This is a genomic window from Micromonospora sp. NPDC049107, from assembly GCF_040648595.1.
Lineage (GTDB): Bacteria > Actinomycetota > Actinomycetes > Mycobacteriales > Micromonosporaceae > Micromonospora.
Map to the genome: position 1 here is coordinate 208,794 of NZ_JBEZEC010000008.1, position 17,233 is coordinate 226,026.

17 protein-coding genes and 1 tRNA gene are annotated in these 17,233 nt (G+C 67.6%); 13 read left to right on the forward strand and 5 right to left on the reverse strand.

Annotation, left to right across the window (positions count from 1 at the left end; translation table 11 throughout):
- Positions 1 to 217 precede the first annotated feature (217 nt).
- Positions 218 to 2,908: an RICIN domain-containing protein gene (locus AB0B55_RS20980; protein WP_357173109.1), complete on the forward strand. Its 2,691-nt coding sequence runs from the start codon at positions 218 to 220 to the stop codon at positions 2,906 to 2,908.
- A gap of 210 nt (positions 2,909 to 3,118) precedes the next feature.
- Here AB0B55_RS20980 and AB0B55_RS20985 read toward each other — a convergent pair whose 3' ends face one another.
- Entirely contained in the window at positions 3,119 to 4,309 is a 1,191-nt protein-coding gene (locus AB0B55_RS20985) for a DUF1996 domain-containing protein (protein WP_357173112.1), read from the reverse strand.
- Between the two features lie 154 nt (positions 4,310 to 4,463).
- On the opposite strand from AB0B55_RS20985, the gene AB0B55_RS20990 reads away from it, so the two are divergent.
- Both AB0B55_RS20990 and AB0B55_RS20995 read left to right on the forward strand, forming a co-directional pair.
- Entirely contained in the window at positions 4,464 to 4,760 is a 297-nt protein-coding gene (locus AB0B55_RS20990) for a DUF6582 domain-containing protein (RefSeq protein ID WP_357173115.1), read from the forward strand.
- A gap of 67 nt (positions 4,761 to 4,827) precedes the next feature.
- Positions 4,828 to 4,903 (forward strand) — tRNA-Lys (locus AB0B55_RS20995).
- Between the two features lie 420 nt (positions 4,904 to 5,323).
- Here AB0B55_RS20995 and AB0B55_RS21000 read toward each other — a convergent pair.
- Complete coding sequence (locus AB0B55_RS21000; RefSeq protein ID WP_357173119.1) at positions 5,324 to 6,562, reverse strand: hypothetical protein; 1,239 nt, start codon at positions 6,560 to 6,562, stop codon at positions 5,324 to 5,326.
- Between the two features lie 168 nt (positions 6,563 to 6,730).
- Between AB0B55_RS21000 and AB0B55_RS21005 the strand changes: the two genes are divergently transcribed.
- Complete coding sequence (locus AB0B55_RS21005) at positions 6,731 to 7,297, forward strand: hypothetical protein (protein ID WP_357173121.1); 567 nt, start codon at positions 6,731 to 6,733, stop codon at positions 7,295 to 7,297.
- A gap of 321 nt (positions 7,298 to 7,618) precedes the next feature.
- The gene (locus tag AB0B55_RS21010; RefSeq protein WP_357127539.1) at positions 7,619 to 8,293 is read left to right on the forward strand and encodes a YdcF family protein; all 675 of its coding nucleotides are present in this window, start codon (positions 7,619 to 7,621) and stop codon (positions 8,291 to 8,293) included.
- Positions 8,294 to 8,299: 6 nt separating this feature from the next.
- Here the strand turns inward: AB0B55_RS21010 and AB0B55_RS21015 are convergent, their stop codons facing one another.
- Positions 8,300 to 9,526, reverse strand: coding sequence for a helix-turn-helix transcriptional regulator (locus AB0B55_RS21015; protein WP_357173124.1), 1,227 nt, complete (start codon positions 9,524 to 9,526; stop codon positions 8,300 to 8,302).
- Between the two features lie 370 nt (positions 9,527 to 9,896).
- On the opposite strand from AB0B55_RS21015, the gene amcA (AB0B55_RS21020) reads away from it, so the two are divergent.
- The 6 genes from amcA (AB0B55_RS21020) (at position 9,897) to AB0B55_RS21045 (ending at position 13,027) form a co-directional block, all read left to right on the forward strand.
- Entirely contained in the window at positions 9,897 to 10,061 is a 165-nt protein-coding gene (amcA, locus tag AB0B55_RS21020; protein ID WP_196921378.1) for a multiple cyclophane-containing RiPP AmcA, read from the forward strand.
- Entirely contained in the window at positions 10,058 to 10,405 is a 348-nt protein-coding gene (locus AB0B55_RS21025) for a hypothetical protein (RefSeq protein ID WP_357127532.1), read from the forward strand. The genes amcA (AB0B55_RS21020) and AB0B55_RS21025 overlap by 4 nt, the downstream gene beginning before the upstream one ends.
- Complete coding sequence (amcB, locus tag AB0B55_RS21030; RefSeq protein ID WP_357127529.1) at positions 10,402 to 11,538, forward strand: cyclophane-forming radical SAM peptide maturase AmcB; 1,137 nt, start codon at positions 10,402 to 10,404, stop codon at positions 11,536 to 11,538. The genes AB0B55_RS21025 and amcB overlap by 4 nt, the downstream gene beginning before the upstream one ends.
- Positions 11,535 to 11,717 carry a multiple cyclophane-containing RiPP AmcA gene (amcA, locus tag AB0B55_RS21035; RefSeq protein ID WP_357127526.1) on the forward strand — a complete coding sequence of 61 codons (183 nt, stop codon included), beginning with the start codon at positions 11,535 to 11,537 and terminating at the stop codon, positions 11,715 to 11,717. Before amcB ends, amcA (AB0B55_RS21035) begins: the two co-directional genes overlap by 4 nt.
- 62 nt (positions 11,718 to 11,779) lie before the next feature.
- Entirely contained in the window at positions 11,780 to 12,442 is a 663-nt protein-coding gene (locus tag AB0B55_RS21040; RefSeq protein ID WP_357127523.1) for a pentapeptide repeat-containing protein, read from the forward strand.
- Between the two features lie 15 nt (positions 12,443 to 12,457).
- Complete coding sequence (locus tag AB0B55_RS21045) at positions 12,458 to 13,027, forward strand: kinase (RefSeq protein ID WP_357173126.1); 570 nt, start codon at positions 12,458 to 12,460, stop codon at positions 13,025 to 13,027.
- A 17-nt stretch (positions 13,028 to 13,044) separates the two neighbouring features.
- On the opposite strand, the gene AB0B55_RS21050 is transcribed toward AB0B55_RS21045, so the two are convergent.
- Positions 13,045 to 13,494: a hypothetical protein gene (locus AB0B55_RS21050; protein ID WP_357127517.1), complete on the reverse strand. Its 450-nt coding sequence runs from the start codon at positions 13,492 to 13,494 to the stop codon at positions 13,045 to 13,047.
- A 119-nt stretch (positions 13,495 to 13,613) separates the two neighbouring features.
- Between AB0B55_RS21050 and AB0B55_RS21055 the strand changes: the two genes are divergently transcribed.
- Entirely contained in the window at positions 13,614 to 14,855 is a 1,242-nt protein-coding gene (locus AB0B55_RS21055; RefSeq protein ID WP_357173129.1) for an FUSC family protein, read from the forward strand.
- Here AB0B55_RS21055 and AB0B55_RS21060 read toward each other — a convergent pair.
- On the reverse strand, positions 14,838 to 15,263 hold the full coding sequence (locus AB0B55_RS21060) for a VOC family protein (protein ID WP_357127512.1): 426 nt from the start codon (positions 15,261 to 15,263) through the stop codon (positions 14,838 to 14,840). The genes AB0B55_RS21055 and AB0B55_RS21060 overlap by 18 nt on opposite strands.
- 136 nt (positions 15,264 to 15,399) lie before the next feature.
- Between AB0B55_RS21060 and AB0B55_RS21065 the strand changes: the two genes are divergently transcribed.
- Complete coding sequence (locus AB0B55_RS21065) at positions 15,400 to 17,232, forward strand: glycoside hydrolase family 15 protein (protein ID WP_357127508.1); 1,833 nt, start codon at positions 15,400 to 15,402, stop codon at positions 17,230 to 17,232.
- Position 17,233 lies beyond the last annotated feature (1 nt).

Consider the following 17,233-nt stretch of genomic DNA (forward strand, 5'->3'; position numbering starts at 1 on the left):
GATAGGCATTTAGACATAGATGGGACCCAATCTCGTATTGCATTCGTCACACGTCTGACATACGCTCCGCCCAAGACTTCGTAGCGATTGGCAAAAGAGTGTGGTCGGGCCGCACCACGCGCCCCCCGCCGATCCTTGGTGGCGTCGCTGTTCCCTGCTTGTCGCTCGATGCACGTCCCAGGCACCAACGTCGACGACAAGTGAGAGAGGACAGCACGTGAGACCAGCCGCATCCACCACCCGCACGGCACTGCTCGCGGCGGCGCTCGTCGCCGCCACGCTGCCGGCCGTGGTGATCAGTCAATCGCCCGCCTCGGCCGCGGTTCAGGAGACGTACTACGTCGCCCCGGACGGTAACGACTCCAACGCAGGCACGCAGGCGTCACCGTTCAAGACGGTGCAACGCGCGCGGGACGTCGTCCGTACTGTTAACGCGAACATGTCCGGCGACATCAACGTCTACCTGCGTGGCGGCAGATACCCGGTCACCAGCACCGTCGAGTTCGGCGCCAGCGACTCCGGCACCAACGGGTACCGGATCAGCTACGCCGCCTATCCCGGCGAGACCCCCATCCTCGACGGCGGCGTCCCGGTCACCGGCTGGACCCAGCACAGCGGCAACATCTGGAAGGCGCCGCTGGATCGCAGCACCAAGCTGCGCACGCTGTACGTCAACGACAAGCGGGCGCAGATGGCGACCAAGACCGTCAGCTCGGGCGGGTGCTACGGGACGTACAACGTCACCGCCGGTCAGGCGTCCTGGGCGTGGGAGTCGGGCTCCCAGTGCGACGGCGCGAAGTACAGCCAGAACGACTTCCCCGCCATCCCCCGCAACCAGGACGACATCGAGATCGAGACGGGCACGACCTGGACCACCGCCATCGTCGGGGTCCGCCAGGTGACCACCGACGGCTCGAACCGGGTCGCCCTGTTCCAGCAGCCGGGCGCGGCCATCGCGCAGGGCGCGTTCAACGGCAACGCCCAGGTCGGCGGCAGCCACAAACTCATGAACGCGTACGAGTTCCTGGACGCCCCCGGTGAGTTCTACTTCGACAAGGGCACCAAGACGGTCTACTACTACAAGGCCAGCTCCGAGGACATGACGAACGCGTCGGTGTACGCGCCGAACAACGTCACCACCGTGCTGCGGGTCGCCGGCACCTCGACCACCAGCCACGCGCGCAACATCACGTTCTCCGGCCTGACCGTGCAGCACTCCGACTGGAACCTGTTCAACGTCGCCGGCTCGTCCTTCAAGCAGGCGCAGCAGGGCAACCTCGGCGCGCAGGCGTACGCGAAGGGCAACTTCCACGTCTACTACTACCGCAACGTGGACGTCACGCCCGGCATCGTCCAGGTGCAGAACGCCGACGGGATCCTCCTGCAACGCAACCGGGTCCAGCACACCGGCGCCGACGGCATCAGCATGGTCAACGACGTGCAGAACTCGCAGTTGATCGGGAACTACACGAACGACGTCGCCGGCTCCGCCATCGACGTCGGCCATCCCCAGCACGTCTACATCGGAGACGGCACGTCGAGCAACCGGGAGAAGTACCTCCCGCAGGTCGAGGGGTTGCCGAAGAACATCGAGATCAAGAACAACTACCTGTACGACAGCGCGGTGCTGTTCAACGGGCACAGCCCCATCTCGGCGTACTTCGTCGACACCCTGACGATCCAGCGCAACCGGATCGAGAAGGCCCCCTGGTCGGGCATCACGATGGGCTGGGGCTGGTGGAACTTCGACGGGTCATCCGGCTCGATCGCGCCCAACCGGCCGACCACGACGGCGCGGAACAACACCATCAGCTACAACCACATCATCGACACGGTCCAGCGCCTCAGCGACACGGCGCCCATCTACACGCTGGGCAGCCAGCCCGGGACCACGATCACCAACAACTATTTCCAGGGTGTGCCCTCGGGCCACAAGTACGGACTCCACCCCGACGAGGGCTCGGCGTACATCACCTTCCGGGACAACGTCCTGAGCATCGACAAGAACGTCACCTGGATGATCAACTCCGACGACTTCGGTCGGAAGCACGATCTGAGCATCACGCAGATCTACGGCCCGATCAACAAGGTGTCGAACAAGAACCTGCCGAACAGCACGGTCGCCGACATCCTCGTCTCCTCCGACTACGTCTGGCCGGCGGCGGCGTACGGCATCGCGGCCAGCTCCGGTCTTGAGGACGCCTACCGGGACATCATCCCGGCCAGCAGGTTCTCGGTGTCCAACTACGTGCTGCCGGCCAGCACGTACGTCACCAGCGCCACGGCGACGATCCCGATCCGGAGCACCGGCGACGCCGGCAAGTCGGTCTGGCTGGCCCCGTTGGGCACGACCACCTTCACGGCCGGGGCGACGATGACCCGGGCGGCCGGTAACGCCACGTCCATCGCCGTGCCGTCGACCCAGGGCGAGTACCGCCTCTACGTCGTCGACGCCCAGGGCAACCGGTCGGCGGAGTCGATCTCCCTCGTCCGGCAGCAGAGTGGCGGCGGCACCCAGCAGGGCGGCCAGCTCGTGGGCGGCCAGTCCGGCCGCTGCGTCGAGGTCCCCAACTCCTCGACCACCAACGGCACCCAGGCGCAGCTCTGGGACTGCGGCAGCGGCACCAACCAGCGGTGGACCGCCACGTCCAGCAAGCAGCTGATGGTGTACGGCAACAAGTGCCTGGACGCGTCCGGGGCGGGCACGGCCAACGGCACCCAGGTCATCATCTGGGACTGCCACGGCGGCGCGAACCAGCAGTGGAACATCAACAGCAACGGCACCATCACGAACGGCCAGTCCGGGCTCTGTCTCGATGCCAACGGCGCGGCCAGCGCCAACGGCACGAAGATCATCCTCTGGTCGTGCAACGGCGGCGCCAACCAGCAGTGGACGCTGCGTAGCTAAGGGCCTGTTTCATAAGAACTGGCCGGCCTGCGGCGGGCCCGGACGACGACCGGCGGCGTTGCGGTTTCGTCCGGATACAACACCGGTATCCGGACGAAACCGCGCCTTGCCGGATCGCCGCCCGGACTCCGCCTCGGCTCGACCGCCCTTATGAAACTGGCCCTAGGCGATCGTCAGTCGGGGCCGGGCCGTTCTCCGGTCCGGCCCCGACTACTTCTGGTAGCCGTAGTTGTCGCAGGTCCTGCGCCCCAGGACGCAGTTCTTGGTGCGCTTGTTCATGGTGTTGACGTCCCACACCACGAACGCGTCGCCGTGCATCGACGAGGCGCTCTTGCCCGCCTTGTCGGAGGAGAGGTAGTAGCCCGCCGGGGTGCCCTTGGCCGGGTACTGGATGTCGAAGGTGATCGCCGGGATCCGAACCGGGTGGCCGGGCGGGCAGGTACCGCCGCTGCCGTACGCCACATGGTCCTTGTGGTTGGGGCTGTCCAGGTGCTTGCCGTCCCAGCAGTCCGGGAACTGCAGCATGAAGTGCAGCGTGGCGGTCCCGCCGCAGATCGGCCAGTTGCCGTTGGTGCTGCGGGCGACGCCGTCGAGGTCGCCGGGACCGTAGAAGGCGCAGTAGAACTGGCCGGTCGCGCCGCGCGGTGTCGGCTGCTTCTTCTTGGCATCCCCGGAGATCATGCGCAGGCCGTTGGGCATGGGCATCTGGCCGGTCGAGTTCTTCGCGAGCGAGCGGTAGTAGACCCGGAAGCCGGTGGTCTCGACCGGCTTACCGGTCGCGTTGTCGTAGAGCGTGGGCACCCAGTACGCGGAGTGATCCTGGATCGGCTTGCAGGACGTGGCCGTGAACTTCGTCAGGTCTCCGGCGACGGTGTTCGCGTCGACGGCCTTGTTGCCGACGAAGGAGTGCATGTGTGAGGCGCCCGGGAGGCCGGGGGCGACGATCGGGTCGTCCGGCAGTCGGTGGCTGTACTGGCAGTCCGCCCGGAACTCCGGCAGGTCGCCGACACCGGCCGGGGCGGGGTCGATCTTCAACGCCTGGTACGCGTCGGCCTGCGCCTTCCAGGCCGCCCGGTCGATCGGAACCCAGCCGGTGGTGGGAACCTTCGGTGCGGCAGCGGCCGACGGCGTCGCGCCGGTCGACGGAGTCGCGGAGACCGAAGGTGTCGCCGAGGCCGACACCGCCGTTCCGGACGACTCCGGCTGCCCGGCCGACGGCGACGGGTACTCGGCGGCGTTGGCCGCGTTTGACGGCTCGGACTGCGCGGCGCCGTTGCCCAGGTACACGGCGCCGGCCGCGACGACGAGCACGACGGCCGCGCCCGCGGCGACGCTCAGTCTCTTGTGGGTGGCCCACCCCGGGGGACGATGACGGGACGGCGGCGGGCCTTCGTACGACACGGGTCACTCCCAACGAACACACGACAAGCTGACCCGAACGGTCACGGCCGCCGTATGGTAGGCACTCGCCGCGCGTGCCGGACAGGGTCTTTAAACACCCTTAATCAAGCCGGTCCGGGCGTACGTCTGGACGAAAAATGGGTAATGGTGGGCGATGAAGTCGACCTGGAAGCCCCACGAGAAGCACGGCGGCCTGACCGACAAGGACAAGCGCGAGCTGCCGGAGACCGTCTTCGCCTTCCCCGGCAAGCGCAAGGAGCCGATGACCGACGCCAGCCACGTCCGCAACGCCATCGCCCGCTTCGACCAGGTGCAGGGCGTCACCGACGCGGACCGCGACCTGGCCTTCCAGAACATCCTCGCCGCCGCCAAGCACTACGGCGTGGACGTCGCCGAGACGAACTGGAAGCAACTCGGCAAACTGCCGCACACGCCCAACCCGGCGCACTGAACGCGGGCCGGGGAGGGGTTCCGAGGTCGGTTCGCGCACGTGTTAGCGTGCTCGTCGTTGTCAGCGAGCGCCGCTAGCTCAACTGGCAGAGCAGCGGACTCTTAATCCGCGGGTTCGGGGTTCGAGTCCCTGGCGGCGCACCAACGAGATAGGCCCTGACCTGGTGGTTCACACTGGGTCGGGGCCTTTTTCGTGTCCGGCCGTCGCCGGTGGTCAGGAGCATCGGGGGCGGTAACGGTGGGATGCGGCGGGCTGCTCTAGGACACCGCTCCGTGGCTGCTGCGCACGATGGTCGGGTGGTCGAGGGCTGCGGCAGTCGGCGGTTCTTGATCGGTTCGGGGGGGGGCGAATCCCGAATGGGCTCGGAGCCGAGGTCCGGCGATCTAGGGCAGAACGCGGTAGCCGGGCCGCAGTAAGGGGTGTAGGAGCCGCAATGCATTCGGCACCCTGAGGGGCAACGTCGGCCATATGAAGCAACTGCCCCTGCCCGAATTGAGTCCGTTCGCTGGGGCGACAAACGTGGCCGACGAGCGCTCGGGCGATTAACGCAACAGGCTGCTCAGCTACCGAGCACCGCCGACTAGAAACGGCAGGAACGCGATGTGCATCTCGCGGGCAGGGTCACCGTTCGCGTGGACCACGAAGTCGTACCGCTCGTCCGAGGCGGTCGAGCCACGCCGCTTGAAGTTCGGATGCGCCTCGAACGCCGCGACGGCCTTGCCGATCACGCTGGTGACGTCGCGGTCCCGGATGAACAGCAACAACGCGGCCTTGGTGTCGCGCCAGGTCAGGTAGCCCAAGAGTTGATCGATCGTGTCCGTAATCTTGGTGGCGCCGTCCTTGGGTCCGAAGATCTTGCACTCCCCGATGAACACGTTGGCGTCCTTCTCGCGGATAAGGATGTCGGTCTTGCCGCCGCAGTTAAATAGTTCGCCGCCAGCTCTGCCCTCGAATTGAGCGTTCAAGAGGATCAGCAGCAGATCACGGATGAGTTCTTCGCCGAGCTTTTCGGTCAGCGATGGACTGCGCTCGAACGCGTTACGCGCGTTACGCAGGACCGCGAGTGCATCTTCGTAGCTTGCTTTTTCAAGGGCCGGCTCGGGCTCAAAGGGATTAGCCTGGGCCCGGCTCGACTGCGTCGTGCGGGTGACGAGGCGACGCCGCTGTACCGGCAGTGCGTAGACGTTGGCGTCAGCCCGCCGCCGGATCGGAATGCCGATACTGGCATGGACTTGCCGCGCCGCGAGCAGTCGTGCGCGGCGTTGGGCCACCCATTGCGGCATCTGGTTAAGTAGGTTGCTGTTATGGGTGTTGATGTCAGTGCGAGCGAAGCCCAGACCCTTCTCGATGCGATCGATTCGTGTGCGAAACCACTGTCTGACTGCCTCCGGATCGGGGCGGGTTCCCTCCCAGACGATCACCAGCTCGCTGGCCTTCTCGTCGACCTTAGCCTCTATCGGCGCAATGAAGTACTGACTTGCTTTCATCGTGAACGGAGCCGGGTGGCCGCTGAAGGGGATCCGGACTGTGTACTGAACGACTCGTTCGCGTACGCGCTCTCCGAACATATTGACCACCGAGCGCTCAGCCTCGGTGGGCCTCTCGTCCATGTACCACTCGTCCGGATGCAGCGCCGGGCATTCGACGGCGCCGACGGCGACGAGCTCGGTGATGAGGTCGGCGTCGGTGCGCGCCAGGAAGTCGTCATCGTTCCAGGCGTTCAGGGCGTCCATGACCTGCTTGAGGTTGGTGCCCAGGTCTGCCGCTAATTCGCGGCCGTTGAATAGATGGTTGCTCGCCACCCGGCTACTTTACGGGGCAGGTCTGACATCTTCTCTGGTCGACTGCTGCAAGCTCGTGCGGCTGGCATTTTTTTGCGTGCAGTTGTTCGCATACGTCCCATCTGATGCTGCGCGAGGCTGGGGTTCTGACGAACTCTCCTATCGTAGTCAGTCGCTACGATGTTGGTCATGCCTGACTGGGGAAATGCTCCTGAATGGGTGGCCGCAGCGATCGCGGCCGCCGCTGCACTGTTCGCGTGGCGTTCGTATGTGGCCTCGGCAGAGTCAGCAGCGACGGCTGCGAAGCTGCTCCAGCAGCAGCAAGCGCCGCAGTTCACTGCCGAGGTGGAGAACCCTAACGGTGATGAGACCGGCCACCATGGTTGGCACAGGCTGATGATTGGCGTCGCAGCGTCGCCAGCTGGCCCACTTGATGAGCTGCGAGTCGATCTGCTAACCGATGGCGTCTCGTTCACCCCCGGCATCAACGGAGTCGAGCCGGGGGAGCCGCGGTTCACTGCGGTGCATGCGTACGAAGGGGTCAAGCCGGCCGGGCTGGATGTCGGCGACCGGGCACATTGGCGGGTGGAGTTCGCGGAGAGCGATGCTGGTATGCCTACCCTCGATCAGGTCGAGATCCGCGTAACGGCGACTCGCGGCGGACACAGCTGGACCAGCAAGTTGCACGCGGACGTCGCAGCGTGCCGGACAGAGCGGGAAGCGCTGCGAAGTTGGCGTCGTTCGGATCGGAGCTGAAAACACCAGTCCGGGTCGCGAAACTACAAGCGCCTCGCCCTACCGAGGCGCTCATCTGCCGCAGATCGCGTGGGCTCGCTCCGTGCGCGGTGCGGCCGTCCGCGAGGCTGGCGAGATGGCGTTGTGGGTTCAGGTACGCGAGCGGGCACCGACGGAGGGAGCGGCTGCCGATGGCGCTGATGGTGTCGGCCCTACCTGAATGCCCCCCGCTGGACAGACGTGCTGTAGCTGATCTGCGTCGCCCGGCCTGCCCTACGCTGACATCATGAGTAAACGGGGCGTGAACCAAACTCCAGCGCTCGCCCTAGCTGGCGGGCGCTGATGGAACGGCAGACCGAAGTGCCGACTCACGTGCTCTCAGACGAAGTCCGTGCTCACGTGGCGACGCTGTGGCGATACCACGACATGCACCACGAGCTACGCCCGTGCGACGTGGGCATCGGGCTGGGCAGCCATGACCTCGGCGTTGCAGTGGTCGCATCGCGCCTGTTTCAAGCAGGCCTGTTCCCATGGATTGTTTTCACCGGTGCGAACGCCCCGACCACGGTCGAAAGGTTCCCGCGTGGAGAGGCGGTGCACTACCGCGAGTACGCCGTCGAGCAGGGTGTGCCCCCGGAGGCGGTTCTCGTGGAGCCGCGTGCCACGAACACCGCCGAGAACCTCGAATTCTCCCGTGCGCTCCTGGCCGAACGCCAGATCCCGGTGAAGTCGGTGCTGATCATGTCGCGGCCCTACCAACAGCGTCGGGCCTACGCCACCTGCAGGCTGATCTGGCCGGAGGTCGATGTGGTGTGCGCCTCAAACCCGCTCGAGCTGGACGACTACGTGCGCAGCATCGGCGACCCGCGGCGGGTGGTGGACATGCTGGTGGGCGACACGCAGCGGATCGAGGTGTACGCCGAGCGCGGGTTCGCTATCCCCCAGGAGATGCCGGACGAGGTGCGGGCGGCCTTCGAGCGCCTGGTGGCGGCTGGCTACACGAGCCGGTTGATCTGAGCCCAGCTACCAGCGGGGGCCTCCCGTCCGGACGCCCATTCGGTCGCTGAGTTCGACGGCCAGTCGTGGTGGCCGGGGGCGGGTGAGGATGTCTCGGACGAGGTCGCGGGAGAGCTGGTGGTAGCGCACCTGGTCGGGCCCGAGGGTCTCGGCGTCTAGGAGCGCGGCGAGCGCGTCGTCGATGCGGTTCCACCGGGCGAGGGCTCGGGCAGTTTCGATGGCGTGGCGAACCTGCCGCTCGACGGGCACGGTGCTGGTGTCGAGTGGGGCGCCGATGGCGATGGCGCGTTGCACATCGCCGAGTTCCATCGCCACGGTCGTCTTGTGGATCGATACGTTGGTCGGCCCGAACGCGGTCCACACGTGGTTGCCGTCGGCGCCGAGCCGCTGTGCGGCGGTATCGGCTTCGTTGATGTGGGTGTCGGCGGAGGCGCGGTCGTCGTCTCGGGCGGCGGCGAGCGCGCAGACGAGGTGCAGGCTGCCGTAGACCGACAGCAGCTGCGGAGTCGGCCTGACGAGCCGGGGTTCCAGGAACCGCGCCGCCGTGGCGGCGAGGCCCAGGGCTTGGGCGTACTCCCCGATGGAGGCGAGCGAGTGCGCGGCGGAGCGGCTGAGTGAGCCGATGACGACGTGGTCGTGGCTGGCGTTGGCGGCGGCCAAGCCCCGGCTGGCGGCGGTCCACGCGAGGTCACCTTCGCCGAGCTTGGTGAGGAACAACGCGGCGAGCTGGTGGGCGTAGGCGGTCATCGCGTGCGCTCGCTGGCCATCGTCTCCGTCGTACGCCTCGGTGGCGGTGAGGCAGTCGTGGATGAGGTAGGGCAGCCGGCGGGCGAGGGTGCCGTATCGCGAGTGCTGGTAGGCGGTCCAGATCTCGGCGACGTCGTTCTCGATCTCGCGGAGGGCGGGGGCCTCGACGTCCCCCGTGCTGGCCAGCGTCGGCGCGAGGTGACGATAGTCGTGAAGCGCGGCCCGCAAGGCCGGGATGGTCTCGCGCCCTGAGTCGTCCGACCACTCGAACAGGCTCGGTGCCTCGATCAGGTCGCCGAGGGACACGTCGAGGGCTTTGGCGATCGCGCGTATGACCGATAGCCGATCGAGGTCAGCCCGGTTCGTCTCGACCTTGCGTAACCACTCCTGGGTCTTGCCAACCAAACCGGCCAGCACCTCCTGGGAGAGCCCTCGTCGACGCCGGTAAAAGGCGACGCGCTGGCCGGTGGTCATGTCTTCCGTCATCCCTCGCACACCATCACCCTGCCCGCTGAAGACCGCCGGACCCGGTACGGATTTTCCCGGTCCTCCGTACGGACCGCCCCTACGTTCAGTTCACCCCAGATCACCGGCGCGTGTCGATGCCGGTGTCGGGGATGACTAACAGGGAGCTGCAGATGGAGGGATCGATGAGCGGCGCACCACACCACGGCTTGGGCCGCTGGCTCGGCCCGTCCTGGAACGAACTGTCTCGGTGTTCTCCCCGCCTGCGTACCGCCATGAGGGCTGCGTGGGTGGGTGATCGGCGGCCTGCTCCCAGCCGCCGTGATGCGGCGGCGGGCTCGCCATTCCCCCGGCGAGCCCGCCGCTCATCGATCCTGGCGGGGGTGGAGGCATGACGGTGTACGTATCGCGTAACGCGATAGCCAGCCAGTCCCGGCGCCCCGAGCCCAGGTGGACGTCCTCACAGGGTCAGGTGCGGCGCGCTGATCCTCCGCTGCTCACCTTCGTGTGGCGTCGGCTGTTCGAGCAGCAGGCCCGCGAGGGCGGTCGCCGGTGACCGGGCAGCAGCGCCGTCTGGCGGCGAACGGGCTCGCGCCAGCCGAGGTGGAACATCTGCCGATGCGCCCGCTGTGGCTGTGCCGCCGGTGCGGGCAGCCATGGCCCTGCGGCGCGGCGAAGCTCGCGCTCCTCGCCGAGTACCGGGAAGAGCCGGTGAGCCTGTTCCTCTACCTGGCCGGCTGCCTGCACGACGCGATCGACGACCTGCATCGGCTCAACCCGAGCGTCACAGGCAGCGCCGCCGACATGTTCGACCGGTTCCTCGGCTGGCCCGCCCGCCACACCCACGCCTACCGCGTCAGTACCACCACGGCCGCCAGCATCGAAGAGGCCTCCTCGTGAACGGCATCGGCCTCATCAACGCTACCGGCCAGCCGGCGGTCGCCGGCAGCTTCCACACCCTGGTCGTGCAGCCGACGAGCTTTTGCAACCTCGACTGCACCTACTGCTACCTGCCCGACCGGAGATCCCTCCGCCTGATGAGCAGCGCAGTCGCGCAGGCTTGCGCCGAGTCGATCGCGCAGCAGAACAGCGGCCATCCGGTGAGCGTCGTGTGGCACGGGGGCGAACCCACCGCAACACCCACCGGGTTGTTCCGGGATCTACTAGACCCATTCGAGGAGCTCCGCCGCGCGGGGATGGTGCGTCACGAGATCCAAACAAACGCGACGTTGATCAACAGGCAATGGTGCGAAGTTTTCACCGCTCATGGGTTCGAGGTCGGGGTCAGTATCGACGGACCGGGCGCGTTGAACCGGAACCGCCTCGACCGGGCCGGCAACCCGACGGACGCCCGAACCCTGCGCGGCATACAGACCCTGGCCGAGGCAGGGCTGAGGTATTCGGTGATCTGTGTTGTCACCCCGGAAACCATCGACCACGCGGAAGCCCTCATCGACTTCTTCACCGGCCTGCCCGGCTGCGAGTCGGTGGGCTTCAACATCGAAGAGCAGGAGGGCGCTGACCGGGCACCGGTGTCGGAGGACGCCGCGTACCGGTTCTGGCAGGGCCTTATCGAACGTCGCGTCGGCGGCAGCCCGCTCCGGATCCGCGACGTGGACCGGCTGGCCGACTATCTCGCCGCCACCCGCGCTGGCCGCGTCGACCACGAGCCGTACGAGCCGATCCCGACCGTCTCTTGGGATGGACAGGTGGTGCTGCTGTCACCGGAACTGCTCGGCATCACCGAGCCGCGATACGGCGACTTCATCGTCGGCAACGTCCTTCAGCAATCCATTTCCGCCATGCTTGCCGGCGCCGGCGACCTGGGCTACGTCGCCGAGTTCATTACGGCCCTCAACGGCTGTGCCGACCACTGCGCCTTCTACGACTTCTGCCGTGGCGCCCAGGCCGGCAACCGCTACTTCGAGCACGCGACGTTCACCGCCCGAGAGACGACCTACTGCCGGACCACCCGACAGGCCCTCGTTCGCGCCGCCGCGGACCACCTCACCCCTCAAGGAGTAGCACCATGACCAATGCTCTCGCGATCCTCGTCAACGCCGCACCCGAGCAACTCGCTCGCCTCGGCGTCGACCCTGAGCGGTCAGTAGCGTCGATCGACGCGGCGAAGTTCGACAACCGCCCCGCCTGGGCTAACAAGGGTAAGTTCGACAGCCGACCCGGCTGGGACAACTGGAACAAGAAGAAGTAGCCCCAACCACGGGAATGCGCGGGGTGGCGTGCCCACCCCGCGCCTACACAGGTTGAGGACACATGCGCACCACCACGATCGGCGACGTGAAGGTCCTGCTGCCGGACCTCGAACCGGACGACCTCGACATCACCGCGGACCTCGCCGGCGGCCTCACCGAGGCTCTCGTCAACGGCGCAGCGTGGCACGGCTCGCACCTTGAGGACGCCCGCATCCGCAGCAGCCTGATCACCGGCGTGGACCTGAGCGAGAGCACCTGGGAGGCCGGCAGCCTCTACGGCTGCGAAATCACCCGCACCGACTTCTCCGGCGCGACCCTGACCGGCATCACCATCGAACGCTGCGCCATTACCGGCTCCCGGTTCACCGGCACCAGGCTCACCGACGTACGCCTCAAGGACGTCCTGTTCGACGGCTGCCGCTTCGACTACGCCACCTTCCAACGCGTCACCGCCGCCGGCTCGGTCGCCTTCACCGACTGCACTCTCACCAACGGCGCGTGGTCCTCCTGCCGACTACCTCGCATCGCGCTGCGGTCATGTGACCTCGCCGGACTGGAATTGGACTCCTGCCAGCTCGACGGCACCGACCTGCGGGGCAGCCGGCTCCAGGGCCTCAAGACGCCGCTGGACAACCTGCGCGGCGTCACCCTCGGCGAGGACCAGCTTCCTGACCTCACCCAGCTGACCGTCGCCGCCCTCGACCTCAGTGTCCGCAACGACTGAAGCCGAGGAGGCATCGTGCTCGCTGAACCCACTGGCAGCCCGGACACGATCCTCGTCTGCATCCGGGGCAACTCCGGCTCCGGCAAGAGCAGCATCGCCCGCGAGCTACGACGCCGGCACGGCCGGGGCTGCGCCCTGGTCGAGCAGGACTACCTGCGCCGCATCCTGCTGCGCGAACGGGACAAGCCCGGCGGCATCGCGCCTGCGCTGATCGCGCAGACCGTTCGGTTCGCGCTTGACCACGGCTATCACGTGGTGCTGGAGGGCATCATGCACAGCAGCCGCTACCGAAGCATGTTGACCGCGCTGCGGGACGACCACCGCGACCGGTCGCTGTTCTGCTATCTCGACGTGTCGCTGGCCGAGACCCTGCGCCGGCACCTCACTCGCCCGCAGGCCAGTGAGTTCACCGCCGAGCACATGAGCGGCTGGTACGCCGCTCATGACGTCCTGGGCTGGCCTGACGAACTCGTCCTGCCGGAGACGACCGGCCTGGACGAGGCCGTCGAGGCCATCGCCGCTGCGTCCGGGCTACCCCAGAGCGGATGCGACGACGACCTGCTGCCCGGCCGGCCGTACTCGTGAAGGTGCCCCGAACGCTCTCAGGCCTTGGCGAACCTCGTGGTGAGTCGTGCGGTTGCCTTGACCTCGTACTTCAGGTGGTAGCCGGCGGCGATCACCATCGCCTCGGCGACCTTCGCCGCGTGCTCGTGGCCCTTGACGGCGGCGTTGGCGGCCAGGTCGACCGGCTGCCCGGTGGCGAGGCTGCCGGCCAGGGCGAGCAGTCGTTGGTCGTCGGCGGACAGGTGCTCGACCGCCGGTAGCGCGAGCAGCGCCGCCCAGTCGCGGATCACCGCCACCTGGATGTCGTGGCCGTCGTCGTACTCGGGGATCTGCACGACCTCGACCAGGTCCGCGAAGCCGGGTTGGTCCGGGAACTTGGTGAAGGTCAACAGGTGTACGGCGGCCTTCTCGGTGTCGGAACGGCCGACCCAAGCGCCGGCGCGGATCAGCGTACGGAGGGCGTCGGGGCTGAACTCGGAGGTGGACATGGCAGTGCCTCCTTCGCCGAGGGAATCCTCGTGTCGAGTACAGCAGACGTCGACAAGCATGGATCCCAAGCGATTGGCGCAGCCGGGATAGGTTTGCGCGCTCCGGGTAAGCGGCGCGGATGTGTGCCCACCAGGAGTCGGCGGCTGTCGGCGAGCCGGCGGACCACCGGGAGGCCCGGTTCGACCGCCTGCGGGCGTGGGCACAACGGGCGCTGCGCTCGCGTGCCTGGCGGCTGCGTCTGTTCGGTCTGCTCGCGGTGCAGGCCGGCGTCGCCGCCGCGATCGCCTGGTTCGTGGCGTACCAGTTCTTGGACAATCCGTCCCCGGTCCTGGCGCCGACGACGGCGGTCGGCATCGTGGCGGCCTCGATGGGGTCGCGCCTGCGGCGCACCATCGAGCTGCTGGTCGGGGTGACCCTGGGGCTGGCCGTCGGCGACGTGCTGATGCCGTTCTTCGGCATCGGGTTCTGGCAGACCGGTGTGGTCGTCGTGCTGGCGATAACGGTCGCCATCCTGCTCAAGGGGGGCGGTTCGCTGCTCACCCAGGCCGGCGGCACGGCGGTGCTGATCGCGACCCTGGAGCCGCCGCTACGGGACCTGTCCGTCCCCCGCTTCGTCGACGCGGCGGTCGGGGGGCTGGTCGGGCTGGGGGTCGGTCTGCTCCTGGTGCCCATCCATCCGCAGCGGACGCTGCTGCGGCTGGCCGAGCCGGTGGTCGGGCCGGCAGCCGACATCATGCATGACCTGGCGACGGCGCTACGTAAGCGCGATCTCGGGGACGCCGAACGGAGCCTGCGCGGGTTGCGCGAGCTCGATCCCCGCCTGGCCGCTCTCAACGACGGGCTCAGCGCCGCCCAGGAGGTGACGCGGCTCGCGCCCCTGCGGTGGCGCGACCGTGACTCCTTGGCCTTCCACACCACGGCGATCCGGCACCTGGAGCGGAGCCTGCACGGTTGCCGTTCACTGTGCCGGCGACTGACCACCGCGCTGAAGGACGACGAGCCGATTCCCGAGGAGTTTCCGCAGGCTATCGACCTGCTGGCCGACGCGATGCCAACGCTGCGCCGAGCTGTCCAGGTCGGTCGGGAGCCTCAGGAGACCCGCGACCAGATCCTGGCGGGCGTCGAGCTGGTCGGGCGGGCGCAGGGAGCCGTCCGGGACTCGACCCGCCCGCACATCCATCGTCTCGGCTATTCGGGTTTGGTCGCGGTGGGGGAGTTCCGGGCGGCCGCCCACGATCTGCTGATCGCCAGCGGAATCGAGACCGTGCGGGCGGCGGCCCTGGTGCGGCAGGCGGTGGATGAGGACTACCAGGATCGAGCGGCGGAAACGGGGACGCCGAGCTCAGGCCGCCCGGAGTGAGGCGAGGATGTCGAGGTAGTGCGGGTTGGTCATGACGCCCAGCACGTTGCCGAAGGGGTCCACCACCGACGCCGTCACGAAACCAGTGTCTCCGCGAGGCGTGATCGGTTGGTACTCGGTGGCGCCCAGGGCCAGGAGCCGTTCCACGGTGGCGTCGAGGTCGTCGACGTGCCAGTGCATGACCGCCCCGCCAGGCCCGCTCGCCGCGCCCGGGGGCGCGTACCGGCGGTCGATGATGCCCAGCTCCGCCTGGTAGTCGCCGAGGCGGAACTCGGTGTAGGCGGGACGCCCGTCCGGGCCGGGTCGCGAGAAGTAGGCCTCCTGGCCCAGGAACCGGGCGTACCAGTCGGTGGCCGCCGCCACGTCGTCGGCCCAGATGTTGAGGGTGGCGAATCCGCGCAGGCTCATCCGGTGTCCTTTCGTCGATGTCGTCGAACGGTCACGCTATCGGCGGCCACCGACACCCTCGCCGGATCTCGGGGCTGCGTTCGTGTAGCGACGGGTTTCCCGGGTAGTCGCCGTCAGCCTGACGAGGGGGGTCAGTGTGCAGACGCGATATCCGGGGATCGAGGAGCACGGCCTGATCGGCGACCTGCAGACCGCCGCGCTGATCAGTAGGGACGGAACGGTCGACTGGTTCTGCGCGCCGCGCTTCGACTCGCCGAGCGTCTTCGCCGCCCTGCTCGACCGCGACAAGGGCGGACACTTCCAACTCTCGCCCGACGAGATCGAGTATTCGAGCAAACAGCTCTACCTACCCGGCACGCCGATCCTGATCACCCGCTTCCACAGTGCCGACGGCGTGGGCGAGCTGTTGGACTTCATGCCCGTAACGGGCGAGCAGGCCACCGACCGGCACCGGCTGGTCCGGCTGGTCCGGATGGTTCGGGGAAGCATGCGGTTCCGCTTCGACTGCCGGCCCCGGTTCAACTACGGGCGCGACCCGTACGAGTTGGAGGTCCATCCGGAGGGCGACGTCTTTCGCAGCTCGACCCTCTCGCTCACCCTGACTGCGTTCAAGGACGCGAAACGGCTTGTCGACAACGGGGCGATCCACCGGGACGCGGAGGGCGTCTGCGTCCGTTACGAGTTGCACGAGGGCGACATCGGTGGGGTCGTGCTGGAGACGGCCTGCCCCCACCCACCCCGGGCTCTCACCACGGAAGAGGCCTGCGAACTGCTCGCCGAAACCCGGGACTACTGGCGTCGGTGGGCCCTGCGAACCTCCTACACCGGTCGCTGGCGGGAGATGGTCGAAAGATCGGCCATGACCCTCAAGCTCATGACGTACGCCCCGACAGGCGCCCTGGTCGCCGCGCCGACGGCGGGGTTGCCGGAGCAGATCGGCGGCCCGCGGAACTGGGACTACCGCTACACCTGGATCCGCGATGCCTCGTTCTCGGTGCACGCGCTGCTCAGCGTCGGTTTCACCGATGAGGCCCAGAAATATCTGTCGTGGCTCGAAGCGCGTATCCAGGAGGCCCACGACGGCGGCCTGCCACTGCAGATCATGTACCGCATCGACGGCTCGCCGGACCTCCCCGAAGAGGTGCTGCCGCACTTGGAGGGGTATCGCGGGTCGGCGCCGGTGCGGATCGGCAACGGCGCGGCGGGCCAGCTGCAACTGGACATCTACGGCGAGGCGCTGAACTCGCTGCACCTCGCCGACCAGAGCGGACTGATGACGTCGTACGAGGGGTGGCGCAAGACGGCCGGCCTGATGGACTGGCTCTGCGACCACTGGGACCAGCCCGAGGACGGCATCTGGGAGACCCGGTCCGGCCGGCAGGACTTCACCTACGGGCGGATGATGTGTTGGCTCGCGTTCGACCGTGCCATCCGCATCGCGCACAATCGGGGGCGTCCCGCGAGCATCACCCGGTGGGCGGACCAACGCAACGCCGTTTACGAGCAGGTCATCGCACGGGGATTCCATCCGGGACGGCAGGCCTTCGTGCAGCACTACGGGAGCGACATCACCGACGCCTCGCTGCTCGCGATGCCCGGCGTCGGCTTCATCGCGCCGAACGATCCGATGTGGCTGTCGACGTTGCGGGCGATAGACAACGAGTTGGTGTCGGACAGTCTCGTCTACCGGTACGACCCGAAAGCCTCGCCCGACGGGCTCGTCGGCTCCGAGGGCACCTTCAGCATGTGCACCTTCTGGTACGTCCAGGCTCTCGCCCAGTCCGGACGGCTCGACGACGCCCGGTTGACGTTCGAGAAGATGCTGACCTACAGCACGCCGTTGGGGCTCTACTCGGAGGAGATCGCCCCCACCGGCGAGCAGATCGGCAACTTCCCGCAGGCGTTCAGTCACCTCTCGCTGATCAGCACCGCCCATCACCTCGACGCGCTGCTCGACCGACAGCCGTGAC